At 75.2% G+C, this 23,478-nt stretch carries 18 protein-coding genes and 2 pseudogenes; 6 read left to right on the forward strand and 14 right to left on the reverse strand.

What is annotated here, in order from left to right; all coding sequences use genetic code 11:
* The 10 genes and pseudogenes from murG to mraZ form a co-directional block, all read right to left on the reverse strand.
* A complete protein-coding gene (gene murG, locus WBK50_RS19630; protein WP_341337004.1) occupies positions 1-1,083 on the reverse strand; it encodes an undecaprenyldiphospho-muramoylpentapeptide beta-N-acetylglucosaminyltransferase in 1,083 nt (360 codons plus the stop codon).
* Positions 1,080-2,438, reverse strand: coding sequence for a putative lipid II flippase FtsW (gene ftsW, locus WBK50_RS19635; RefSeq protein WP_341337005.1), 1,359 nt, complete (start codon positions 2,436-2,438; stop codon positions 1,080-1,082). The genes murG and ftsW overlap by 4 nt, the downstream gene beginning before the upstream one ends.
* Positions 2,438-3,808, reverse strand: coding sequence for a UDP-N-acetylmuramoyl-L-alanine--D-glutamate ligase (murD, locus tag WBK50_RS19640; RefSeq protein WP_341337006.1), 1,371 nt, complete (start codon positions 3,806-3,808; stop codon positions 2,438-2,440). The genes ftsW and murD overlap by 1 nt, the downstream gene beginning before the upstream one ends.
* A 2-nt stretch (positions 3,809-3,810) precedes the next feature.
* Positions 3,811-4,830 (reverse strand): phospho-N-acetylmuramoyl-pentapeptide-transferase, encoded by a 1,020-nt coding sequence (mraY, locus tag WBK50_RS19645; RefSeq protein WP_445942372.1) that lies wholly within the window; start codon positions 4,828-4,830, stop codon positions 3,811-3,813.
* A gap of 47 nt (positions 4,831-4,877) precedes the next feature.
* Positions 4,878-6,381 (reverse strand): annotated as a pseudogene (locus tag WBK50_RS19650) (UDP-N-acetylmuramoyl-tripeptide--D-alanyl-D-alanine ligase).
* A 57-nt stretch (positions 6,382-6,438) separates the two neighbouring features.
* The gene (locus WBK50_RS19655) at positions 6,439-7,974 is read right to left on the reverse strand and encodes a UDP-N-acetylmuramoyl-L-alanyl-D-glutamate--2,6-diaminopimelate ligase (RefSeq protein WP_445942373.1); all 1,536 of its coding nucleotides are present in this window, start codon (positions 7,972-7,974) and stop codon (positions 6,439-6,441) included.
* 462 nt (positions 7,975-8,436) lie between these two features.
* Positions 8,437-10,290: a peptidoglycan D,D-transpeptidase FtsI family protein gene (locus tag WBK50_RS19660; RefSeq protein WP_341337009.1), complete on the reverse strand. Its 1,854-nt coding sequence runs from the start codon at positions 10,288-10,290 to the stop codon at positions 8,437-8,439.
* Positions 10,290-11,063 carry a hypothetical protein gene (locus tag WBK50_RS19665; protein ID WP_341337010.1) on the reverse strand — a complete coding sequence of 258 codons (774 nt, stop codon included), beginning with the start codon at positions 11,061-11,063 and terminating at the stop codon, positions 10,290-10,292. The genes WBK50_RS19660 and WBK50_RS19665 overlap by 1 nt, the downstream gene beginning before the upstream one ends.
* Positions 11,064-11,178: 115 nt before the next feature.
* Positions 11,179-12,199 (reverse strand): annotated as a pseudogene (rsmH, locus tag WBK50_RS19670) (16S rRNA (cytosine(1402)-N(4))-methyltransferase RsmH).
* 384 nt (positions 12,200-12,583) lie between these two features.
* Positions 12,584-13,015, reverse strand: a complete 432-nt coding sequence (mraZ, locus tag WBK50_RS19675) for a division/cell wall cluster transcriptional repressor MraZ (RefSeq protein WP_341337011.1) — start codon at positions 13,013-13,015, stop codon at positions 12,584-12,586.
* A gap of 559 nt (positions 13,016-13,574) precedes the next feature.
* Here mraZ and WBK50_RS19680 point away from each other — a divergent pair.
* Genes WBK50_RS19680 through WBK50_RS19690 form a run of 3 tightly spaced genes read left to right on the forward strand, consistent with a single transcriptional unit; the run spans position 13,575 to position 17,971 of the window.
* Positions 13,575-14,480: an AAA family ATPase gene (locus WBK50_RS19680; protein ID WP_445942374.1), complete on the forward strand. Its 906-nt coding sequence runs from the start codon at positions 13,575-13,577 to the stop codon at positions 14,478-14,480.
* A 6-nt stretch (positions 14,481-14,486) separates the two neighbouring features.
* Positions 14,487-15,704, forward strand: coding sequence for a DUF58 domain-containing protein (locus WBK50_RS19685; protein WP_341337012.1), 1,218 nt, complete (start codon positions 14,487-14,489; stop codon positions 15,702-15,704).
* Positions 15,701-17,971, forward strand: coding sequence for a transglutaminase family protein (locus WBK50_RS19690; protein WP_341337013.1), 2,271 nt, complete (start codon positions 15,701-15,703; stop codon positions 17,969-17,971). Before WBK50_RS19685 ends, WBK50_RS19690 begins: the two co-directional genes overlap by 4 nt.
* A 173-nt stretch (positions 17,972-18,144) precedes the next feature.
* Here the strand turns inward: WBK50_RS19690 and WBK50_RS19695 are convergent, their stop codons facing one another.
* Entirely contained in the window at positions 18,145-18,534 is a 390-nt protein-coding gene (locus tag WBK50_RS19695) for a DUF3040 domain-containing protein (protein WP_341339451.1), read from the reverse strand.
* Between the two features lie 418 nt (positions 18,535-18,952).
* On the reverse strand, positions 18,953-19,714 hold the full coding sequence (locus WBK50_RS19700) for a class I SAM-dependent methyltransferase (RefSeq protein ID WP_341337014.1): 762 nt from the start codon (positions 19,712-19,714) through the stop codon (positions 18,953-18,955).
* Between the two features lie 43 nt (positions 19,715-19,757).
* On the opposite strand from WBK50_RS19700, the gene WBK50_RS19705 reads away from it, so the two are divergent.
* Positions 19,758-20,684 (forward strand): ParA family protein, encoded by a 927-nt coding sequence (locus WBK50_RS19705; protein WP_341339452.1) that lies wholly within the window; start codon positions 19,758-19,760, stop codon positions 20,682-20,684.
* Positions 20,685-20,700: 16 nt separating this feature from the next.
* Here WBK50_RS19705 and WBK50_RS19710 read toward each other — a convergent pair whose 3' ends face one another.
* Together WBK50_RS19710 and WBK50_RS19715 are read right to left on the reverse strand one after the other, a co-directional pair.
* Complete coding sequence (locus WBK50_RS19710) at positions 20,701-21,108, reverse strand: SAV_6107 family HEPN domain-containing protein (RefSeq protein WP_341337015.1); 408 nt, start codon at positions 21,106-21,108, stop codon at positions 20,701-20,703.
* 64 nt (positions 21,109-21,172) lie between these two features.
* Positions 21,173-21,538 carry a hypothetical protein gene (locus tag WBK50_RS19715; RefSeq protein WP_341337017.1) on the reverse strand — a complete coding sequence of 122 codons (366 nt, stop codon included), beginning with the start codon at positions 21,536-21,538 and terminating at the stop codon, positions 21,173-21,175.
* Between the two features lie 282 nt (positions 21,539-21,820).
* Between WBK50_RS19715 and WBK50_RS19720 the strand changes: the two genes are divergently transcribed.
* Together WBK50_RS19720 and WBK50_RS19725 are read left to right on the forward strand one after the other, a co-directional pair.
* Positions 21,821-22,408, forward strand: coding sequence for a GNAT family N-acetyltransferase (locus tag WBK50_RS19720; RefSeq protein ID WP_341337018.1), 588 nt, complete (start codon positions 21,821-21,823; stop codon positions 22,406-22,408).
* Between the two features lie 405 nt (positions 22,409-22,813).
* Complete coding sequence (locus WBK50_RS19725; protein WP_341337019.1) at positions 22,814-23,440, forward strand: LppM family (lipo)protein; 627 nt, start codon at positions 22,814-22,816, stop codon at positions 23,438-23,440.
* Positions 23,441-23,478: the final 38 nt, after the last annotated feature.

Below are 23,478 nucleotides of genomic sequence, written 5' to 3' on the forward strand. Positions count from 1 at the left end.
TCATCTCCCGACCACCCCGAACACGATGTCCGCCAGTGCCTCGTCGGCCCCGGCGTGCCCCGACCCGCGCGCCGCGGCGCCCATCCGGCCGAGCCGGCGGGGATCGGCGAACCACGGCACCAGCTCGGCGAGGATCCGGTCCCCGGTGAGGTCCGCGTCCGCGACCATGGTGCCGCCCCCCGCGTCGACGACCGGCTGGGCGTTGAGCGCCTGCTCCCCGTTGCCGTGCGGCAGCGGCACGTACACCGCCGGCAGCCCGACGGCGGAGACCTCGGCGACGGTCATGGCCCCCGAGCGGCACAGCACCGCGTCCGCGGCGGCGTAGGCGAGGTGCATGTCCTCGATGTAGGGCACCGGGACGTACCCGGGCGCGGCGGCCGCGGGCGTGCCGGTGGGCCCGTGGGCGTGCAGGACCGCGATCCCGTGGTGCACCAGGCCCGGCAGGGCCTGCGCGACCGCGGAGTTCAGCGAGCGCGCGCCCTGTGACCCGCCGAAGACGAGCAGGACCGGCGCGCTCGGCGGCAGGCCGAACCTCGCGCGGGCCTCGGGGCGCAGCGCCGTGCGGTCCAGCGACGTGACGGCGTGGCGCAGCGGGATGCCGACCACCTGCGCGTCCGGCAGCCCGCTCCCGGGCACCGCGGCGACGACGGCGGCCGCGAACCGGGCGCCGACCTTGTTCGCCAGCCCGGCGCGCGCGTTGGCCTCGTGCACGACGATCGGCACCCGGCCGCGGGCGCCGAGGTAGGCGGGCAGCGCGACATACCCGCCGAAGCCGACGACGACGTCCGCCTCGACCTGGCCGAGCACCTCCCGCACCCGGGACACCGCGCCCTTGATCTTCGACGGCAGCCGCAGCAGGTCCCCGGAGGGCTTCCGCGGCAGCGGGACGGGCGGGATCAGCTCGAGCTTGTAGCCGCGCGCCGGGATCAGCCGGGTGTCCAGGCCCTTCTCGGTGCCGAGCGCGGTGACCGTCGCGTCCGGCCGGAGCCGGCGGACGGCGTCGGCGAAGGCGAGCGCGGGCTCGATGTGCCCGGCGGTGCCCCCGCCGGCGACGACGACGGACAGCGGCTTCGGCGCGCTCACCGGCGCACCGCCCGCTGCGCCGGCGGGCGCGCCACCGGGGCCTTGTAGGGCTCGGGCAGCGGGAGCCGCAGCAGCCGCGCGATCCGGCCCTGGCCGTCGGACCGCAGCGCGGCGACCGCCTCGGGCTCGTGCCGCGCGGCGTTGGTGAGGATGCCGAACACGAACATCGTGACCACCAGGGAGGTGCCTCCGGAGGAGATGAGGGGCAACTGCAGGCCGGTGACCGGCAGCAGGCCCACGACGTAACCGATGTTGATCGACGCCTGCGCGACGAGCCAGGTCGTCGACGTCGCGACGACGATACGCAGCCACGGGTCCGTGCTGCGCGAGGCGATGCGCAGCCCCGTGTAGGCGAGCGTCGCGAACAGGGCCAGCACGGCGAGGGCGCCGACCAGCCCGAGCTCCTCGCCGATGATGGCGAAGATGAAGTCGTTGTGCGCGTTGGGCAGGTAGCTCCACTTGGCGCGGCCCTGCCCGAGTCCGGCGCCGAGGAGCCCGCCGTCGGCCAGCGAGTAAAGGGCCTGGTTGGCCTGGTAGGCGGGGCCGAGCGGGTCGCTGGTGTCCGAGGACAGGAACGCGGTGATCCGGCTGACCCGGTAGCCGGCCGTGAGGCCGAGGACGACGGCGCCCGCGAGGCCGCCGCCGGCGATGGCCGCGATCAGCTTCATCGGGGCGCCGGCGAAGTAGAGCAGCGCGATCAGCACGATCCCCATGGACACCGACATGCCCATGTCCGGCTCCAGCACCAGCAGCGTCAGCACGACGAGGGTGACCGGGACCAGCGGGTTGAGCGCGTGCTTCCACCGGTGCATGACGACGCGCCGGGCGGCGAGGACGTGTGCGCCCCACAGGGTCAGCGCGACCTTCACGCCCTCGGACGGCTGCAACGAGAACGAGCCGAGCGCGAACCACGCCCGGGAACCGTTGCGGACGACGCCGACGCCCGGGATCAGCACCGCGACCAGCGCCGCGACGCCGACGAGCAGCATCACCGGGGCGAGCGCCCGCATTCGGCGCGGCGGGATCCGCAGGCCGACCCAGAACAGGACGAGGCCGAGCAGGCAGAACATCACCTGCTTGGTGAACACCGAGTACGACGAGCCGTCCTGGGTCAGCGACTCCACCGACGACGCCGAGAGCACCATGACCAGCCCGAACAGGGTGAGCAGGCCGAACACGGCGAGGATCAGGTGCAGCGAGGTCAGCGGGCGGCGCAGCCACATCTGCAGCGCGGTGCCGCTGCGGACGGCGGCGGCCCGGAGCCCCGCGAAGGCGCCGGGCGCGGCCTTGGGGGCCGGCCGCCGACCGGAGCGGCCGGGCCCGGCGGACGGCCGCGACGACGTGGGGGCCGCCATCAGCCCGGCTCCCCGGCGGCCGGCGGCCGCGAGGCCAACTCCCCGACCGCGTCGGTGAAGGCCCGGCCGCGCGCGGCGTAGTCCCGGAACTGGTCCATCGACGCCGCGGCGGGGGCGAGCAGGACCACGTCCCCCGGTCCGGCGAACGCGGCGGCACGGTGCACGGCGGACCTCATCGGCCCATCGTGGCCCGCGGCGACCTCCGCGACGGGGACATCGGGCGCGTGTCGGGCCAGTGCGTCGAGGATCTCCGTGCGGTCCGTGCCGATCACGACGGCGCCCGCGAGCCGGCCGGCGTGCCGGGCGACCAGGTCGTCGACCCGGGCGCCCTTGAGCAGCCCGCCGAGGATCCAGACGACGCGCGCGCCGCCCTGGGCCGCCAGCGCGGCGTCCGCGGCGTGCGGGTTCGTGGCCTTGGAGTCGTCGACGTAGCGGACCCCGGCGACGGTCCCGGCGTCGGCCATCCGGTGGGCGCCGGGCTCGAAGCCGGCGAGCCCGGCCCGCACGGCCTCCGGCGCGACGCCGTGGGCGCGGGCGAGCGCGGCGGCGGCGAGCGCATCCGTGAGGCCGGGCGGCCCGCCCGGACGGACGTCCTTCACCTCGGCCAGCTCGTCCCGGTCGCCGAACGCCCGGTCGAGGAGCACGCCGCCGGAGATCCCGAGCTGCCCCTCCCCCGGCTCCGCCAGCGTCACGCCGACCTTCCGCGGGGCGGGTGAGCGGGCGAGCAGGTCCGCGGCGAGCGGGTCGTCGACCCCGGCGACGGCGACGGCGCCGACGAGGGCCGCGGCCTTGGCCTCGGCGTAGGCGGCCATCCCGCCGTGCCAGTCCAGGTGGTCCTCGGCGACGTTGAGCACCACGCCGGCGGCCGGGCGGATCGACGGCGACCAGTGCAGCTGGTAGCTCGACAGCTCCACAGCCAGCACCCGGTGCCCCGCGGCGACCGCGGAGACGACCGGATAGCCGATGTTCCCGCAGGCCACGGCGTCGACACCGGCGGTGCCGAGGATCGCGGCGAGCATGCCGGTGGTGGTGGTCTTGCCGTTTGTCCCGGTGACGACGAGCCAGGCCGGGGGCTCCGCGCGCTGCGCGCCGAACCGCCAGGCCAGCTCCGGTTCGCCGACCAGCTCGATCCCCCGGGCCGCCGCCTCGGCGACGAGCGGGTGGTCCGGGCGCCGCCCCGGGCTGGTGACGATCAGGCTCGTCCCGTCCGGGATCGTGCCGTCCCCGGCCATCGCCCCGGCCGGCAGGTCCGTGAGCGCCGCGGGGTCGTCGTCGGACACGACGACGTGCGCCCCCGCGGCGACCAGCGCCTCGGCCGCCGCGAGCCCCGAGATCCCCGCGCCCGCGATCAGGACGGTCCGGTCCCGCATGCTCACAGCCCTGCCGAGGCGGTGAGCCACTCGCTGTAGAAGATGCCCAGGCCCAGCGCCGCGCACATGGCGCCGAGCAGCCAGAACCGGATGATGACCGTCGTCTCCGCCCAGCCCGCCAGCTCGAAGTGGTGGTGGAACGGGGCCATCCGGAACAGCCGTCGTCTCGTCGTGCGGAAGACGACGATCTGCAGCGCCACCGACAGCACCTCGACGACGAACACGCCGCCGATCACCAGCAGCAGCAGCTCGGTATGGGTGACCATGGACAGCCCTGCGATCAGGCCGCCGAGGGCCAGCGAGCCGGTGTCCCCCATGAAGATGCGGGCCGGGGCGGCGTTCCACCAGAGGAAACCGATGCAGCCGCCCATTGCGGCGGCGGCGACGATCGAGACGTCGAGCGGGTCCCGGACCTCGTAGCAGCCCGCCGCGGAGACGACCGCGCAGCTGTTGCGGAACTGCCAGAACCCGATGATCACGTAGGTGGCCAGCACCATCGCCGAGGTGCCGGCGGCGAGCCCGTCCAGGCCGTCGGTCAGGTTCACCGCGTTCGACCAGGCCGAGACGACCAGGTAGGCGAACACCACGAAGCCGATGCCGCCGAACGAGATGACCGCGATGTCCCGGACGAACGACAGCGTGTCCGACGACGGCGTGAGGTTGCGGGAGTTGGCGAAGCGCAGCGCGAGGATCCCGAAGACCACCGCGGTGAGGAACTGCCCCACCAGCTTCGAGGTCTTGTTCAGGCCCAGGTTGCGCTGGCGGCGGATCTTGATGAAGTCGTCCAGGAAGCCGACGACGCCGAGTGCGGTGGTCAGGAACAGCACCAGCAGCGCGGACGCGGACATCGGCTCGCCGGTGAGCAGGTGCGCGGCGAGGTAGCCGACCCAGATGGACAGCAGGATCGCGACGCCGCCCATCGTGGGCGTGCCGCGCTTGCTCTGGTGGCTCTTCGGGCCGTCCTCGCGGATCTCCTGGCCGAAGCCCTGCTTCGCGAAGAACTTGATGAGGTACGGGGTCATCAGGATGGATAACGCCAGCGCGACGCCCGCGGCGACGAAGACACCTCTCACCGGGTCACCAGTTCCTGCTCGTTCGTGTTGTCGGGGACGTCCGCCAGCAGGGCGGACGCGAGGCGGTCCAGACCGGCGGACCGGGAGGCCTTGACCAGGACGACGTCGCCCGGGACGAGCTCCGCGCGAAGCAGGGCCAGGGCGGCGTCGCGGTCGATCGGGCCGGTGGTGCGGGGGTCGGCACCGTAGGCGTCCGTGCCGACGGCGACGACCCGGTCGACGCCCAGCTCGCGCGCAGTGGCGGCGGTCTCGGCGTGCGCGGCGGCGGACTCCGGGCCCAGCTCGGCCATCGGGCCGAGGACGGCCCAGGTGCGCCGCAGGGGCCGTGTCCGCGTGGGCCGGGCGAGGGCGGCCAGCGCCCGGAGCGCCGCCCGCATGGACTCGGGGTTGGCGTTGTAGGCGTCGTTGACGACCGTGACGCCGTCCGCCCGCTCCTCGACCTCCATCCGCCAGTGCGACGCCGGGGTGGCGGCCGACAGCGCCGCGGCGATCCCGTCCGGCGTGCCGCCGAACTCGAGCGCGACGGCCGCGGCGGCCAGGGCGTTGGAGACGTGGTGCTCGCCGACGAGCTGCAGCGCGACGTCCGCCTCGCCCACGGGGGTGACCAGCCGGAACCGGGCCCGGCCGGCGTCGAGGACGACGTCGCGGGCGCTGACGTCCGGGCCGGGTGGCGCGTCGGTGTGCGCAGAGCGCTCTGCACCCACCACCGCGGCCAGACCGAAGCGGACCACGCGGGCTGCCGTGCGGGAGGCCATCGCGGAGACCGCGGGATCGTCCGCGTTCAGGATCGCGACCCCGTCCGCGGGGAGGGACTCGACCAGCTCGCCCTTGGCCTGCGCGACCCCCTCCGGCGAGCCGAACTCGCCGAGGTGCGCGCGCCCGACGTTGAGCACGAGCCCGATCGACGGCGGCGCGAGCGCGCAGAGCCGGGCGATGTGCCCCGGCCCGCGGGCGGAGAGCTCCAGCACGAGGTGCCGGGTGTCCGCGGTCGCCCGCAGCGCCGTCCACGGGTGGCCGAGCTCGTTGTTGAAGGATCCGGGCGGCGCGACGGTCTCCCCGAGCGGCGCCAGCACGGTCGCGACCAGGTCCTTGGTCGACGTCTTGCCGGAGCTTCCCGGTGATCCCGACGGTCCGCAGCCGAGGCAGCGCGTCCACGTTGTGCCGCGCGAGCCGGCCGAGCGCGGTGAGGACCGCGGCGCCGGAACCGTCCGGGTCGAACTCGTCGAGGTAGGTGCCGCCCGCGCTCGGGGGCGCGGCGGGCACGATCACCGCGGGGGCGTCGACCTCCCGGGCCGCCAGCACGGCCACCCCGCCGGCGGCGACGGCGGCCGCGGCGAAGTCGTGCCCGTCCGTCCGCTCGCCGGGGAGCGCGAGGAACAACCCGCCGTCGCCGACCTTGCGGGAGTCGAACTCGACCGCGCGGACGCGCTCGTCACCGGTGGCCCGGTGCAGCCTCCCGCCCGTCACCCGGGCGACCTCGGCCAGCGTCATCTCGATCATGGTGTCTCCCTCCTCTGCGGACGGAGTCGCTCCGATTCCGTTCGGGCCATTTCCGGATCAGCCGCCGGCCGCGCGGATGGCCGCGGCGAGCTCGTCGACGTCGTCGAAGGGATGCTTGACGCCCTGGATCTCCTGGCCCTTCTCGTGCCCCTTGCCCGCGACGACGACCGCGTCCCCGGGCTTCGCGAGCGCGACGGCGGCCGCGATGGCCGCGCGCCGGTCCCCGACCTCGAGCACGTCCCCGCGTCCGGGCTCCGCCTCCGCGCCCGCGCGCATCGCGGCGCGGACCTCCGCGGGGTCCTCGGTGCGCGGGTTGTCGTCGGTGATCACCAGCAGGTCCGAGCGGGCCGCCGCGAGGGCCCCCATCAGCGGCCGCTTGCCGCGGTCCCGGTCCCCGCCGCAGCCGAGCACCGTGATCAGCCGGGCGCCGGGGCCCGGCAGCTGGGCGCGCAACGCGTCGAGCAGGGCGGCGACGGCGGCGGGCTTGTGCGCGTAGTCGACGACGGCCAGGAACGGCTGCCCGACCTCCACCCGCTGCATCCTCCCCGGCACCGCGAGCCGGCCGAAGTGCTCGGCGGCGACGGCCGCGGACACCCCGACGGCGTCCAGGCAGGCCAGCGCGAGCAGGGCGTTCGCGACGTTGAAGGCGCCGGGGAGCTGCAGCGCGACCGGGATCTCCTCGCCGTCCGGGCCGACGGCGAGGAAGTGCTGGGCGCCGTCGGGGTCCGAGGCGGCGTCGCGGGCGGTCCAGTCGGCCGCGGGGCCGGTCGTCGAGACGGTGATCGCGTTCGGGGCGAGGCCCGCCAGCTTCCGGCCCCACTCGTCGTCGACGCAGATGACGCCGCGCTCGGCCTTCACCTCGTCGTCGAGGAAGAGGCGGGCCTTCGCCGCGAAGTAGGACTCCATCGTCTCGTGGAAGTCCAGGTGGTCCTGGGAGAGGTTCGTGAAGGCGCCCACGGCGAAGCGGGTGCCGGCGACCCGGCCCATCGCGAGCGCGTGGCTGGACACCTCCATGGCGACGGCGGTGACGCCCTGCTCGCGCATCACCGCGAACAGCGCCTGCAGGTCCGGCGCCTCGGGGGTGGTGAAGGCGCTGGGCAGGCTGGTGTCCCCGATCCGGGTCTGGACGGTGCCGAGCAACCCGGTGGAGCGTCTGCCCGCGGCGAGCCCGGCCTCGAGCAGGTGCGCGACCGTCGTCTTGCCGCTGGTGCCGGTGACGCCCAGGACGTCCAGCGCGACCGTCGGGTTCCCGTAGACCTCGGCGGAGAGCGCGCCGAGCACGGCCCGGGGGTGCGGGTGCAGCAGCACCCTGATGTCCTGCCCGGCGTCCGCGAGCCCGGGGCGGGTGAGCCCCGCGGGGTCGGTGAGGACGGCGGCGGCACCGGCGGCGAGGGCCTGGGCGGCGAAGTCCGCACCGTGCACGCGGGCGCCCGGCAGGGCGGCGAAGAGATCACCGGGGCGGACCTCCGCGGCCCGGTGCGTCACCCCGGTGACGGCGGCGGGGTGCCCGCCCGCGGGGTGCTGCTCGGCGCCGACGGCGGCCGCGAGGGCGACGACGTCGACCGGACGGACCAGCGCGGGGCGCGGTGGCAGACCGACCGTGTCCGTGGGGGAGAGCTGGCGGGCGACACGTCGTGGAAGGTTACCGGCGGCTCGCGCACCGCCCCCCGGCGCACCGCCGAGGCCCCGGAAGGCCCTCACCGCCGGGCGCACGGGGCCCACCGGTGGCCGCCGGGCCCGCGGGACGGTCCCGGCGCGGGCCACCGGTCGGGTCCGGTGATCGCCGAGGGCGCACCGATGATCTGTTCGCCGCCCGGTCCGGCGCTCCGGACGCCCCGCGGAGACCGCCGGATGCCGATCGCCGCGCGGGCCGGCCGTCCCACCGCGCCCGGCCGTCTGCCCGCCGGTCACTCGTCGCGCTCTCGTGTCGCGGTGCGACACGGGAGCCGCAGGAGGCTGCGGGTCGTCCGGACCTTCGCCGAGGGTCCGCGCGGAGAGCACGCTCGCGGCCCGTGATCGGCCGGCCGGACGTGCACGATCGGCCCGTGGGACCGCTCAGGGCGCGACGAGGGTCTGGATCGGGGTGGGGTCCGGGCTGACCGGGATGGCGTCCTTCTGCGCGATGTAGCTCGCCATGTCGTGGAACAGCGGCGCCGCGCTCGTCCCGCCCTGGGGCGCGTCGAGCATGATCGCGATGACGTACCGCGGGTCCTGCTGCGGGAACATGCCGGCGAAGGTGATCCAGTACGTCGACGAGGCGTAGCAGCCGCAGGACGGGTCGATCTGCTGTGCCGTGCCGGTCTTCCCCGCGACCTGGTAGCCGGGGACCTGGGCCGTGTAGCCGGTGCCCTGCTGGCCGTGGGCCTTCTGGGTCACGGCCATCAGCATCGTCCGAAGCTGCCGCGCCGTCTCCGGCGAGACCACCCGGACGCCCTCGGGCTGGGCCGTCGGCGTGCGGGTGCCGTCCGGGGCGATCGTGGCCTCGATGATCCGCGGCGGGATCCGCACCCCGTCGTTCGCGACGGCCTGGTACATCCCCGCCATCTGCAGGGCGGTCATGGACAGGCCCTGGCCGATCGGCAGGTTGCCGAACGTGGAGCCGGACCAGGTGGAGCGGGCCGGCACCAGCCCGGCGCTCTCGCCTGGCAGACCGACGTTCGTCTTCTGCCCCAGGCCGAACTTCGAGAGCATCTCGGCGAAGTGGTCCTCGCCCACCTTCTGCGCCGCCATCAGGGTGCCGACGTTCGAGGACTTCGCCAACACGCCGGTCAGCGTGTAGTGCTCGACGCCGTGCGACCAGGCGTCGTGCACGGTGCGGTCCGCGACCTTGATGCTGCCGGGCACGTCGAGCACGTCGTCCGGCTTGGCGACGCCGTTCTCCAGCGCCGCCGCCATCGTCACGATCTTGTTGACCGAACCGGGCTCGAACGGGCTGGACACGGCGGCGTTGCCGAGCGTGGCCGGGTCCGCCGAGCCGATGTTCGCCGGGTCGAAGGTCCGGCCGTTCGCCATCGCCCGGACCTGGCCGGTCCTCGCGTCGAGCACGACGGCCGAGCCGCCCTTGGCGCGGGTCTTGGCCACGTAGTCCTGCAGTTGCTGCTGGACGGTGTACTGCACGTCCGAGTCCAGCGTGAGCTGCAGGTCCGAGCCCGGGACGGCGGCCAGCTCCGCGCGGGTGCTGCCGGGGATGACGGTGTCGCTGCCGGACGCGGTGTCCACGATCTGGTAGCCGTCGGTCCCGGACAGCAGGTTGTCCTGCGAGGACTCCAGCCCGGCCCGGCCCGTCAGCTTCCGGGCGTCCGCACCCCATGTCGACGAGCCGACCACGTTGGCGGCGAGGTTGCCCGCCGGGTACTGGCGGGACTCCCGCTTCTCCTCGGCGATCTCCGGGAACCGGTCGCGCAGGTCCCGGGCCACGCCGGGGTCGACGAGCGGCGCGAGGACGATGTAGCCGCGGTCCTGGGCGAGCCCGGCCGAGAGCGCGTTGGCGTCCGCGCCGGTGGCCTGGGCGACGGCCTGGGCCATCTCGTTCTTGTACGCGGCGGCCCGCTCGCCCTTGTTCAGCGCCAGCAGCCGCGGGTTCGTCACCAGCGCGACGGCCTCGGTGCTGAAGGCCAGCGGGTTGCCCGCCCGGTCCAGGATCGAGCCGCGCTCGGCGGCCAGGGTGATCTTGGTGGTGCTCTGCTTGGCCGAGCTCGCGGTGAGCTCGCCCGCCTGCACGGTCTGGATCAGCAGCAGCTTGCCCGCCGAGACGAGCAGCAGCGCGACCAGCACGAGCCGGCCGATCCGGAAGCGGTTCCGCCCACGCCCCGAGCGCAGCACCGGCCGCCGGGAGGGCCCGGGGCGCCGTGCCGAGGGCGACGAGCGCGCCGCCCCCGCCCGCCTGCCGCGGGGCGGGGCGTAGGTCATCAGCCTGCTCCGCCCGGGACCTGCGCCGTGTTGCCGTCCTCGTCGGCCGCGCCGGCCTGCCCGGCGGCCTGGTCCGCGGCCTGTCCGGGGGCGGCTTGCGCCGCCTGGTTCCCGGCGCCCTGGTCCGCCGCCTGCTCGGTGCCCGGGGCGCCCTGCTGCGCCTCCGCATCCGCGGCGATCCGCGAATCCGCGGGCGGGGTCGCGGCCGGGGCCGGGGCCGGCGCCACGGGGTGGGCCGCGGCCAGCGGCACCCCGACGACCTGCGTGCTCCCGTCCGACGCGACGACGATCCGGGCCGGGTCCTGCACGCGGATCATGCCCATCTCGGCCGCCCGCTGCGCCAGCGCGGTCGGCGCCTCCATGGCCGCGACCTCGCGGTGCAGCCGCTCGCTCTGCTCGGTGAGGTCCCGGGCGGCGGTGCGCGCGGCCTGCAGCCGGTACGAGTCCGCTGCGGCGGCGGTCGAGAGCCACAGCGTCGCGACCAGGCCGGCCACCAGCAGCGCCATGATCAGCAGCACGAACTGGGCCCGGCCGGCGGGGGCCGTGGTCCGCTTGCGCCGCGGCGCGCCGACGACGCGGCGCAGCCGGTCGTCCCGCTTCGCGTAGGCCTTGTCGGCGACCTTCTTCCGCGTCGGGGCCGGCGCCGCGGACCGGCGCTCCGCACCCCGCTGGGCGGGGATCGTCGCCGCGCGGTTCCTGGTCCCGGCCCGCTCCCAGCTGACCGACACCGAGGGCTTGCGCCCGAGGCGACGCTCGTCGACGGGAGCGCTCATCGCGCGTCCTCGCTCCGCGAGCTCCGCCGGGCCCCGATCGCCACGGTGCGCGGGCACCGCGGTGATGCGCCCGCACGCTCGCTCACGACGATCCCCCCGCTGATCCAGCTGGTGTTCACGCGGCCTCCCGGACTCGTTCGGCGGCCCGCAGCCGCACCGAGGCGGCGCGCGGGTTGTCGGTGATCTCGTCCTCGGTGGCCGGTTCCGCCCCGCGGACGAGCAGCCGCAGCTCCGGGCCGTGCCCCGGGAGCTCGACAGGTAGGTCGACCGGGGTCCGGGACGTCGCTCGCGCGGCGAGCTTCCCGCTTGACCATCCGGTCCTCGAGCGAGTGGTAGGCGAGCACGACCATGCGTCCGCCCACCGCCAGCGAGCCGAGGGCGGCGGGCAGCGCGGCCCGCAACGCCTCCAGCTCGCGGTTGACCTCGATCCGCAACGCCTGGAACGTCCGCTTGGCCGGGTGTCCCCCGGTCCGCCGGGACGCCGCGGGCACGGCGGCGTAGAGCAGCTCCACCAGCTCGGCGCTGCGGGTGAACGGGCGCTCGGCCCGCCTCCGCGCGACCGCCGAGGCGATCCGCCCCGCGAACCGCTCCTCCCCGTACTCCCGGAGGATCCGGGCGAGGTCCGGCACCGCGTAGGTGTTGAGGACGTCCGCGGCCGTCGGCCCCGTCGTCGGGTCCATCCGCATGTCCAGATCGGAGTCGCGGGAGTAGGAGAAGCCGCGCTCGTCCGCGTCGAGCTGCAGGGAGGAGACGCCGAGGTCGAACAGGATGCCGTCGACGCGAGGAAGCCCCAGCTCCCCGAGCACGTCGGCGATCTCGTCGTACACGGCGTGCACCAGGTGGACGCGGTCCGCGTGAGCGGTCAACCTGCGGCCGGCCAGCTCCAGGGCCTGCGGGTCCCGGTCCAGGCCGACGAGGGTGAGCTGCGGATGTGCCGCCAGCAGCGCCGCGGAGTGGCCGCCCATGCCGAGGGTGGCGTCCACGACGACGGCGGGTCTGCCGGCGAGGGCGGGTCCGAGGAGATCGAGGACGCGGGGCAGCAGGACGGGGACGTGCCGGGCCCCAGCCTGGCCGTCCGGATCACCGTGAGCCGTGTCCGTTTCGTCTCCGTCGGTCGCGCCCGGGAGTCGCTTCATCTCTGCCACCTCCCTCGCGCCGTCGTGCTCGTCGTGCTCATGGTGCTCGCCGTACCCGGGTCGGGGACGGAGTTCCGCCTTGGTCCGGGCATGACCGAGCGACGCAACGGACGGGCATGCCTCCGGTGCGTCGCTGTACTGCTGGCGTGTTCATGGGGGTACCGTGCTCCCCAGCCGGTACATCCACGGTTCCGGCGCCGTCCCCACCTGGATGCCGTGCACCTCGCGGGTTCCGGGGGACCTGGCACCGGGGAAGGTGCGCCAGGGCCCCCGGAACCCGGAGGTGGTTCATCACGGCATCCGGGTCGGGACGGCGACGGTGTTCCTTGACGTCTCCTCGCCCGACTTCTCGATGAAGGAACCCCGAGGGAAGCTCGGGGTTCCCTAGATCAGTCCGGGCAGAACCTCCTCCTGCGCCTTCGCGTACTCGTCCTCATGTGCGTCCTGATAGTTCTGCCAGGCCTGCGCGTCCCAGATCTCGACGCGCGAGAACGCGCCGATCACCACGCAGTCCTTCGTGAGCCCCGCGTAACGGCGCAGGTCCGGGGTGATCGCGATCCGGCCCTGTCCGTCGGGGTTCTGCTCGTCGGTGCCCGCGAAGAGGTTGCGTTGGAAGACTCGCGCCGACTCGCTCGTCAGCGGCGCCGAGGCGACTTTGGTGGCCATCTCGCCGAAGGCCTCGCGGGTGAACACGTAGAGGCAGTGATCCTGCCCTTTCGTGACCATGCACCCGCCCCGCAGTTCGTCCCGGAATTTCGCGGGCAGCGTGAGCCGCCCCTTGTCGTCCAGCTTCGGGGTGTAGGTGCCGAGGAACACCTAACCCCACCTCCACCCGGGAACCGCTTCGCCCCAGTGATCTCCACATTACCCCACTTCCCTCCACCGTCAACCCGAGATGACCTCGGGTCTCCTCGGCGTGCCCGCGTTTGCGCAGGTCAGCTGCAGTGGGGCGGGGTGGGGTGTTTGGCGAGCACCACTCGGTAGCGCGACGGGCGGGGCCTGCGCGGCCCTCTCCCCCACCGGCATTTCCCCAGGTCGGCGAGCATCGCGGGAGGCCGGGGGGACGTGTGGGGGCGAAGTGGGGGGCCCTCGGGGGCGGAGTGGGGGCGGAGTGGGGACGGCGTGCGGGACGGCGGGAGCGCGGTGGGGCGCCCCCCCGTTCTCCCCGTCCGGGTGACCCACTTCCGGCGGCTTTGACACACTGAGGACGAGGCTGACGTGCGAAGCCGTGCAGAGCGGCGCGTCGTGGGGCGCGTCGCAGAGCGAAGGAGACCGGTTGAGCACCACCAGCAGCCGTTCCGCGGCCGTCCACCCGACGGATCCGGAGCACTCGCTCGGCGCGGTCGCGGACCTCATCGGCCGGGTCGCGGCGAACATGCAGCGGATCATCGTGGGCAAGCCGGAAGTGGTCCGGATCGCGCTGGTGACGCTGCTCGCCGAGGGGCACCTGCTCGTCGAGGACGTCCCGGGGGTCGGCAAGACCTCGCTCGCCAAGGCGCTGGCGCGTTCGCTGGACTGCTCGGTCAGCCGAGTCCAGTTCACCCCGGACCTGCTGCCCGGCGACATCACCGGAATGTCGGTCTACAACCGGCAGACCGGCGAGTTCGACTTCCGGCCCGGTCCGGTGTTCGCCAACATCGTGATCGCGGACGAGATCAACCGCGCCTCCCCGAAGACACAGTCCGCGCTGCTGGAGTGCATGGCCGAGCACCAGGTCACGGTCGACGGCGGCACCTACGGCCTGGCCAGCCCGTTCATGGTCGTCGCCACGCAGAACCCGGTGGAGATGGACGGCACCTATCCCCTGCCCGAGGCACAGCGGGACCGCTTCACCGCCCGGATCAGCGTCGGCTACCCGGACCCCGCCGCCGAGCTCGCGATGATCGACGAGCACGCGGGCGCCGACCCGCTGGAACAGCTGCGGCCGGTCGCGGACGCCCGCGCGGTGCGCACGGTGGTCGAGACCGTCCGCCGGGTGCACGTCGGGCCGGAGGTGCGGCAGTACTGCGTCGAGCTGGTCGGGGCCACCCGCCGCGGCGCGGAGGTCCGGCTCGGGGCGTCCCCCCGCGCGACCCTGCACCTCGTCCGCGCCGCGCGGGCGCTCGCCGCGCTCGCCGGCCGGTCCTACGTCGTCCCGGACGACGTGCAGACGATCGCCGTCCCGGTGCTCGCGCACCGACTGATGCTCTCCCCCGAGGCGATGGCCTCGCGGATGTCCGCGGCGGACGTCGTCCGCGGGCTGCTCTCCCGGCTGCCCGTCCCGGCCCCGGCCCGGGGCTGAGGACGGGTGTTCGGGCGCGACCGCCCGTCCGGGCTGACCACCAGGGGACGCTGCCTGCTCGCCGGCGGGATCGCGACCGCCGTCTGCGCGGTCGTCCTGGACGAGCGGGACCTGCTCCGGATCGGGCTGTTCGTCTGCCTGCTCCCGGTCGTGTCCCTGCTCCTGGCGCTGCGCACGCGCCGCTCGGTGAAGGCCTCGCGCTCGGTGGCGCCGGACCGCGTCTCCGCCGGCTCGGCCACCCGGGTGGCGCTGGCGCTGCGCGGCGGCCCGGTGCCCGGGCCGCTGCGGCTCACGGACGCGGTCCCGGACGCCGCCGGTGCGGTCCGGGACGCCCCGCCCCGCTTCACGGTGCACCGCCTCGGCTCCGGCGGTGCCACCGTCACCTATCCCTTGCGGCCCCTGCTCCGCGGCGCGCACCGGATCGGCCCGCTGGCCTGCCGCGCGACGGACGCGCTCGGCCTCGTCGAGCTGACGAGCGAGCTCCTGCCCGCGGACCGGCTGCTCGTGCTGCCCCGGGTCGCCGTGCTGCGCGGGGTGCCCGCGGCGCTCGGCGGCGGGGAGGGCACGCCCGGGGCCGCCGTCGCCCACCAGGGCCAGGGCTCCCCGGACGTGCTGATCCGCGGCTACCGCCACGGTGACGAGCTGCGCAGGGTGCACTGGAAGAGCACGGCCCGGCACGACGAGCTGATGGTCCGGCTCGAGGAACGGCCGTGGCGCGGCGGCATCACCGTCCTGCTGGACCGCCGGGACGACGCGCACCGCGGGCACGGCCCGGGATCGAGCCTGGAGTTCGCGGTCAGCATGGCGGCGAGCGTCGGCGTGCACCTGATCCGCCGCGGCGAGCCGGTCGAGCTGGTCACCGAGAACGGCACGTCGCTCCAGGCGTCGGACGGCGTCGACGCGCTGCTCGACGGGCTCGCGGTCCTGCGTCCGGTCTCGTCGCCGTCGCTGGCCGGGCCGCCGCTCGCCACGGCGGACGACCTCGTCGCGGTTCTGGGCGCGCTCGCGCCGGGGGACGCGGAGACCCTGGCGGAGCGCCGGCCGGCGGGTGGCTACGCGATCCTCCTGGACGTCGCGACGTGGGACCGGGGCGGCTCGACCGCCGCCGCGTCGGCGGCGGTGCTGCGCCGGATGGGCTGGCACGTCACCGTGGTGGCGGCGGGCACCGGCGTCGAGCGGGTGTGGGACGCGGTCGTCGCCGCGGAGCGGGTGCGGGTCTCGTGACCGCCTCCACCGCCGTCCGGCCGGACGCGCCCGCGCCGCCCCCGCCACCGGAGCGGCCGGCCTGGCGCTGGATCTCGCCGATCGGCGCCGGGGTCGCCGTGCTGCTGGCCGGGGCCCCGGTGTCCGCTGTCGTGCAGGGCGGGACGTGGCTCGGGTACGCCGTCGCCGCCGTCGGCCTGGTCGTGGTGCTCGGGACGGCGGTGCAGCGAATCGGCCGGGCCGCGGTGCTGATCGCCCAGGTCCTGGGCCTGCTCGAACTACTCACGCTGCTCTTCACGGACAGTGCGCTCCCCGGTCCCGGCGCGTTCGCCTCGGCGGGGGACCTCCTCGCCGAGGCCGGGAGCACGATCGACACCGGCACCGCGCCCGTGGCCGGGAGCCCCGGGATCCTGCTGCTGACCACCGCCGCGTTCGGCCTGCTCGCCGTCGCCGTGCACGGCATCGCCGTGTCCGCGGACGCCCCCGCCGCCGGCGGCGTGCCCCTGCTCTGCGTCTTCGCGGTGCCCACCGCGCTGGCCGACCGGCTGCTCCCCTGGTGGGCGGTGATCGCGGCGGCCGCCGGGTTCGGGGTCCTGCTCGTGGCCCGGGACGGCGGGAGGCGGCACGCGCCGGCCGGGGTGGTCGTCGTCGCGGTCGCGGCCGTGGTCGCGCTCCTGGTCGGCTCGACGGCGACGCTGGTCGGCACCGGTGGCCGATTCACCGGCAACGGCGCCGGCGGGGGCGGCGGCGGCTCGATCGGGCTCAACCCGTTCACGTCGCTTCGCGGACAGCTCACCCGGTCCGACCCGGTCGAGCTGTTCCGGGTCACCGGCCTCCCCCGGGCCACCTACCTGCGCGCCCTCACCCTCCGGGAGTACGTGCCGGACACCGGCTGGCGGGCGTCCGCGCCGCAGCCGGGCGTGCCGGTCGCCGGGCCGCTGTCGCCGAACGCCCCACCCGGGGACACCGTGACGGTCGACGTGGAGAACCTCGGCTTCCGGGACTACTGGCTGCCGGTCTACGGGGTACCGCGGTCCGTGACGGGCGTCGACGAGGACCGGTGGGCCTACGACCAGAGCAGCGGCACGGCCTACAGCTCCCGCCCGCGGGAGGAGGACGCGTGGCAGCAGCAGGCCGTGCTGCCCAGCCCGAGCGCCGAGCAGCTGCGCGCCGCCTCGGGCCCCGACGTCGTCGACCGTGCGTACCTCGACACCGCCGGCGTCGACCCCCGGGTTTCGGCGCTCGCCGCGCAGGTCACCCGCGGCGCCCGGACGGAGTTCGACAAGGCCATCTCCCTCGTCGGCTTCTTCACCGGCCCCGACACCCAGTTCCGCTACAGCCTGGAGACGGCCCCCGGCAGCGGGGACGACGCGCTGGTGGACTTCCTGACCGTCGGCAAGGCCGGGTACTGCGAGCAGTTCGCGTCCGCGATGGCCGTCATGCTGCGGGCCGTGGACGTGCCTGCGCGTGTCGCGGTCGGGTTCACGGCCGGGACCGACACCGCCGACAGCCGCACGGTCACGACGCGGGACGCGCACGCCTGGGTCGAGGCCTGGTTCCCCCGCTACGGGTGGACGCCGTTCGACCCGACGCCCCTGACGGACGGCCGCACGGTGATCCCGCCGTACGTGCAGGAGGCGCAGAACGCCCAGAACGCCGCCGCGCAGGGAGGCCAGGCCCAGGAGCTGCAGGAGGATCCGCGCCCGGCGCCGTCGGACCCGGCCCGGGCGGAGCCCGCTCCCCCGGTCGACACGCCCACCCCGGAGCCGACGGCCGGGCAGGACACCGGCAGCGGCGCGCTGGGCACGGTCGCGCTGACCCTGCTGGTGGCGCTGATCGTCCTGGCGTTGCTCGGCGGCCCGGTGCTCGCGCGGACGGTCCTGCGGAGACGCCGTCTCGCGGCCGTGGCCGCGGGCGGTCCGGGCGCGGCGGCCGCGGCCTGGGCCGAGATCCTGGCCGAGTCCCGGGACCGGGGCTATCCGCTCCCGCGGAGCGACACGGTGCGCACCGCGGCCCGCAGGCTGGTCCGGGAGCACGAGTTCGACGACGGCGCCCAGGACTCGTTGCGCGACGTCGTCCGCGGGGTGGAGGCGAGCTGGTACGGCGGTGCCCACCCGGCTCCCGGCGAGCTGACGAACGCGGTGCGGGCCGTGTGTGCCGCGATCGGCGGGACGAGGGCGAGCCTGCGGCAGCGGTTGCTCCCGGCGTCCGTCGTGGAGGGGATCAAGGAGCTTGGCGCGGCGCGGCGCGAGGCGTCGCGTGAGCGGGAGACGTCGCGCGTGGGCTGAGCGCCCGCGCTTCCGCGTGGGCTCGTGCCGTCGGGCCTCGACCCGGCGGGATTCGCACCGCGGCCGTCGTCCGGAGCGCCGGGGCACGAAAGAGCCGCGGCCCCCGAGGGGACCGCGGCTCGTCCGGTCGGTCGTGGGGTGCCCCGTCGGTCAGCCGTTCCGGGGCAGCCGGATCACTCCTGCTCGAAGCGCTTGCGGAAGCGCTCCTCCATCCGGCCGGTGAAGCGGTTCTTGTCCGGCTCCGCCGGGGTGTCGGAACTCGCCGACCCCTTGTCGCCCGCGCCGCGGTAGCTGACCGCGAGCATCGTCCCGCCCAGCATCAGCAGGAAGCCGATCACGCTGACGATGGGGAACGGACCGAACTCGCGCAGCGCCGTCACGGCGACGCCGACGACGAGCAGGACCAGGCCCGCGGTGAAGACCGCGAGGCCCTGGATCCGCCGGCGCCGGCTCGGTTTGCGCAGCCGTCCACCGCGCACGGTGGAGGCGAACTTGGGGTCCTCGGCGTAGAGAGCACGCTCGATCTGTTCGAGCAGGCGCTGCTCGTGCTCGGAGAGGGGCATGACGTCCTCCGGCACAACGGTCACTGTGTGCCCCGCCGTCCTTGGTGCCGGAACGGCGCGACGAGCGCCCGGATTGGGCGTCTGACACGAGGATACGAGCCGAACGCCTGGTCCACTACCCGCACGCCTGATCCCGTAGGGCTGATCTTCGAACGGCCGGTGTCGCGCGACGGCCTGACGACGGCCAAACGGAGTTCCCACGGCGGGCGCGGACGGCCGTTCGGCGCTCGTCGATCACGTCCGGGCCACTCCCGGCATCGATCCGGCACCCGGAGCGACCCGAATCGACCCCTTCGGGGTCCGCGAGGGCCGTTCGTGGCCCGCGGCCCGCGCTCTCGTCCGAGATCTCGATCACGGGGGCGCGGCTGCGACGTGACCGGACTCACCCGCGTTCCGGCCGGTGGTCCGCGGACCGCGGTCAGCCGCCCGCGCGCCGGGTGAGGACGTGCAGCCGGGCCGCGACCTCGCGCAGTGCGGGCACCGTCGACGCGAGGTCCTCGAGCTCGTCGACCGTCCGCTGCGTGGCCGCCCCTCCGTCCTGCACTGCGCCGGGGAGGTAGCCGGTGAGGACGTCGTCGCCCTGCAGGATCTCGACCCGGAGCTCGCCGGTCGCCTCGAGCAGCGCGCTCAGGGCCGGGCCGTCGAAACGGCGGCGCAGGGCGTCGTCCGGCCCGAACCGACCGTCCGGGTCCGTGAGCACCGCTCGGGCCTCGGCCAACCGGCCCAGGAGCACCCGGCCCAGCACCGCGGAGTTGCGGGAGGCCGCGAGGATCGAGACGGCGGCGCCCGGAGCGGCCACCGCGATCAGCGAGGCGACGGCGCGGGCCGGGTCGTCGACCACCTCGAGCAGCCCGTGACCGAGCACGAGGTCCGCGTCCGGGGGCACGAGGTCGGTGAGCTGGTCCACGTCGCCCTGCATCGGCGTCACCAGCGGGTGCACGCCCGCGTCCCGCGCCCGGCGTTCGAGCGCCGCCAGCGCGTTCGGGCTGGTGTCCACCACCGTGACCGCGCAGCCGGCCGCAGCGAGCGGGACCGCCCACGAGCCGCTGCCCCCGCCCACGTCCACGACGCGGGGCGGCTCCCCGGGCCGGGCCGCCCGGACCCGGGCCACCTCGGCATCCAGGACACGGTGCACCGCGCCGCCGGTCGTTCCGGGCCGTTGTTCTGCCGCCGTACTCACACGCGCAGCGTAGTGCCGGGCGGGAGAAGGTAGGTTGATCGCCGTGCAGGTCGTCGCCACTCTCAGCCTCAAGGGCGGGGTCGGGAAGACCACTGTCGCGCTCGGACTCGCCGGGGCGGCGCTGCAGAACGGGTTGCGCACCCTCGTCGTCGACCTGGATCCGCAGGCCAATGCCACCATCGCGCTCGACGCGGCGCCGACCACCGCCACCATCGCCGACGTGCTCGACGAGCCGCGGATGTCCGTCCTGCGCGAGGCGATCGTGCCCAGCGCGTGGGGCGAGGGCCTCGACGTGCTCGTCGGCGCCGAGCAGAACGAGCGGCACAACCATCCGGACCCGGGCACCAAGCAGCTCGGCCGGCTGGTGCGGGCGCTCCAACGACTCGAGGAACCCGGCTGGGGCGGCATCGACGACATACCCGCGGAGCCCTACCAGCTGGTGATCATCGACTGCCCGCCCTCGCTCGGGCAGCTCACCCGCAGCGCGCTCACCGCGGCGGACCGGGCCATCCTGGTCACCGACCCCACGATGTTCGCGGTCTCCGGCGTCCAGCGGGCCTTCGACGCCGTGCAGACCGAGCGCGAGCGCGGCAACCCGGAGCTCCAGCCGCTCGGCGTGCTGATCAACCGGGTCCGCCCGCGCAACGCCGAGCACGACTTCCGGATCAACGAGCTGCGTGAGCTCTTCGGTGCCCTCGTGTTCACCAGCGTGCTGCCGGACCGCTCGGCCGTGCAGCAGGCCCAGGGCGCATGCCTGCCGATCCAGGCGTGGGACACGCCCGGGGCCCGGGAGGTCGCGGCGGTGTTCACCACGCTGCTGGGCCGGGTGCTGCGGGCGGGGCGACGACGTTCCGCCGAGGAGAACGGCGCCGGTGGGACGGACTCCGCCGCCGGCACGGGCTCTGCTGCCGATTCAGCGCCTGCGGCCGAAGCGGACGCCGAAGCCGGCGCCTCGGCCGCCGACGCCTGACCGCCCGCCGGACCGGCTACCGGGCCGTCACCAGCTCCCGCACGATGCCGACGAACTGCTCGGCCTGCCGCAGCAGGTCGTCCGCGTCCCGCCGGCTCACCAGGCGTTCGATGCCCGCCTCGGCGGCGGCCCGGGTGCCCGAGCAGGCGGCGAAGAATGCCGCCCACTCGCCCAGCTCGGGCGCCACCTCGCCGAGCAACTGCCAGACGCTGCGCGACGCCCCGCGCCGCGGCTTCGGCCGGGCGCGGACCGCCAGCACCGAAGCCCCGGCGCGCAGCGCCGCGAGGTAGGCCGCCGGGTACCGCAGCAGCGGGTCCGGGTTACGGTGCCCCTCGGCGATGCACTCCGACGCCTGCCGCAGCAGGCCGAGCGCCGCCGGGGGAACCGGGGCGTGCAGGGTCCGTTCGGTCGCCGTGATCGTCATCCGGATCGCTCCTCCGCTCGCTTCCCGTCCACTGCCCACTCCGTTCCGTGCCGGGCGCGGCCCGTCACCCCGCCCGGCTCGTCACCCCGCCCGGCCCGTCGCTCGGCCCGCCCGGTGACTCGGCCCGGACCAGGTCCCACACACCGGGCCCGGCCCGCATCCGCAGGACGAACTCCATCGCCGGCGCCTGCGGCTCCTCGGCCGACCTCGCCACGACGCGCCAGCACCGCAGCCGGTCCCCGCCGACCGGCATCGGCGACGGGAACGGCCACGGGGACTCCTCGATCCACTGGTCGCGCACGTCCGTGACCAGGTACCGCGATCCGCGTCGCGACGGCCTGCGCTCGAACTCCACCGGCTCGCCGCCCTGCCAGCGGACCTGGACCGGCGCAGGCTCACGCGGACCGAAGACGCGGGAGAAAGCACCCACCCCGATCACCCTCCTTCCGGTCGGCCCCGGCCCGACCGTCGTCCGGCCGCTCCGAGAGCAGGGCGCTTCCCCCACCCCGACCCCGGAACGGCCTTCATCGAACGCATGTTCGACACATGCAGTACAGCGTGCCCCGGCCCCCTCGTCAAGTCGACGCGGCACCCGTCCGGCCCGGTGTGCGGGAACACCGAACGGACGACGCAGGCGCGGGCGGCTCCCGGGCAGGGCATGAATCGACGGATCGTGGTGTGATGGACGGGTGACGAGCCACCCGGGCCGCCGATGACCGCAGCGCCGCCGCGGCCCCGACTGGTCGCGCTGACCGCGGCCGACCTCGCCGAACGTCTCGGCGAGGCGCTCGACGTGTACGTCTCCGCCATGGGCTACCCGCCGAGCACCGCCCGTCAGCGCCGCGCGCTGTGGCTCGAGCACGCCCGACGTCCCGGCTGGCGCGCGGTCGGCTGGCTCGATCCGGCGGGGATCCTGATCGGTATCGCTTACGGCTACACCGGCGGCCCGGGACAGTGGTGGTTCGAGGAGGTCCGGCGCGGGCTCGCGGCCCGGGGGATGTCCCGGAGCCACTCGCAGCCGGATTGGCTCGGGGACTACTTCGAGCTCACCGAACTGCACGTCCGCCCGGACGCGCAGGGGTCCCGTCTCGGGGAGGGCCTGCTGCGCGCGCTGCTGCAGGACGTCCCGCACCGGCGGGTGCTGCTCTCCACACCGGAGTACGGCCACCGCCAGCCCGGCCGGGCCTGGCGCCTCTACCGCCGTCTCGACTTCTCCGACGTCCTGCGGGACCACCGCTTCACGGGCGACACCCGCCCGTTCGCGGTCCTGGGCCGCGAGCTTCCGCTCCCCCCGGCCTGACGCTCCCCGGCCGGGCGCCGGCGGTCACCGTTCTCGACCCCGACCGGCCACGGACGACCGCGATCGCGTCGCGGACGGCGATCTCGCCCGCCGGCGAGACCATGATCGCGTCCGCGGTATGAACTGGCCGTTCATGGCCGGGACGTACCGTGGCCCGTGATCGCCGAGCAACGACGCGCCCTCGGTGGCCGTCGGCGCGTCCCGGCGGTCCGACGCGCCCCGTGGCGCCCCACCCCGGACGCGCCACATCGCAGACGCGCCACACCGCGACCGGCGGCGGGTGCGCGGAACCGTCGGACCCCGATGGCACGATGTGCCCATGCTCCCCCCGCACCGTCCAGTTCGACCCGGGCAGGCACCGGCACGGCGAGCCCGGGCCGGTCGCGCCGCAGGCGGGCCGTCGCGGTGCTGCTGCTCGCGGTGACCGTCGTGGGGCTGCTCGGCGGCTGTGCCCGGGTGCGCACCGCGCTGGCGGTGCAGCCGGACGACACGGTGACGGGCGAGATCATCATCGCCACCCCGCCGAGGAACGCGGACGACAAGGGGCCGCAGATCACCGTCCCGGCGGACCTGCAGAGCGAGATCGACGTCTCGGAGTACGACCAGGACGACTACGTCGGCTCCGTGCTGCGCTTCTCCGGGTTGACGTTCGACCAGGTCGCGCAGCTGCCGCAGGTCGGGGGCGCGGCGGGTGAGCGGATGAAGATCTCGATGCGCCGCGCGGGCAACCGGGTGGTCGTCGGCGCCACCGCGGACCTGACCACCGTCCCGGTGGACCGCGCGGACTTCCAGCTCAAGATCAGCTTTCCGGGCGAGGTCCTGGACACCAACGGCGAGAACGACTCCGGCACCGTGAGCTGGACCTTCACGCCCGGGGAGGTGGGGGACGCCAACGCGGTCGTCGCCTACGACGACCCGGGGGCCCCGTCCGTCGCGGCCTGGACCTTCGGTCTGGCCCTGCTGGTCGCCGCCGCGGTCGGCGCCGTCGTCATGCTGGCGCACCGGACCCGCAACCCCCCGGTCCGGCCCTGAGCCCGCACGTCGCCACGGGCACGGCCCGGACGGCGCGA

This window comes from Pseudonocardia sp. T1-2H (genome assembly GCF_038039215.1).
Lineage (GTDB): Bacteria > Actinomycetota > Actinomycetes > Mycobacteriales > Pseudonocardiaceae > Pseudonocardia.

Coding starts and splice junctions, on each gene's coding strand:
- WBK50_RS19720 (WP_341337018.1), top strand. CDS start 21,821: ATGACCGCAGCGCCGCCGCGGCCCCGACTGGTCGCGCTGACCGCGGCC.
- WBK50_RS19660 (WP_341337009.1), bottom strand. CDS start 10,290: ATGACCTACGCCCCGCCCCGCGGCAGGCGGGCGGGGGCGGCGCGCTCG.
- WBK50_RS19665 (WP_341337010.1), bottom strand. CDS start 11,063: ATGAGCGCTCCCGTCGACGAGCGTCGCCTCGGGCGCAAGCCCTCGGTG.
- mraY (WP_445942372.1), bottom strand. CDS start 4,830: ATGACCCCGTACCTCATCAAGTTCTTCGCGAAGCAGGGCTTCGGCCAG.
- WBK50_RS19710 (WP_341337015.1), bottom strand. CDS start 21,108: ATGACGATCACGGCGACCGAACGGACCCTGCACGCCCCGGTTCCCCCG.
- WBK50_RS19695 (WP_341339451.1), bottom strand. CDS start 18,534: ATGCCCCTCTCCGAGCACGAGCAGCGCCTGCTCGAACAGATCGAGCGT.
- ftsW (WP_341337005.1), bottom strand. CDS start 2,438: ATGGCGGCCCCCACGTCGTCGCGGCCGTCCGCCGGGCCCGGCCGCTCC.
- murD (WP_341337006.1), bottom strand. CDS start 3,808: ATGCGGGACCGGACCGTCCTGATCGCGGGCGCGGGGATCTCGGGGCTC.
- WBK50_RS19680 (WP_445942374.1), top strand. CDS start 13,575: ATGCAGCGGATCATCGTGGGCAAGCCGGAAGTGGTCCGGATCGCGCTG.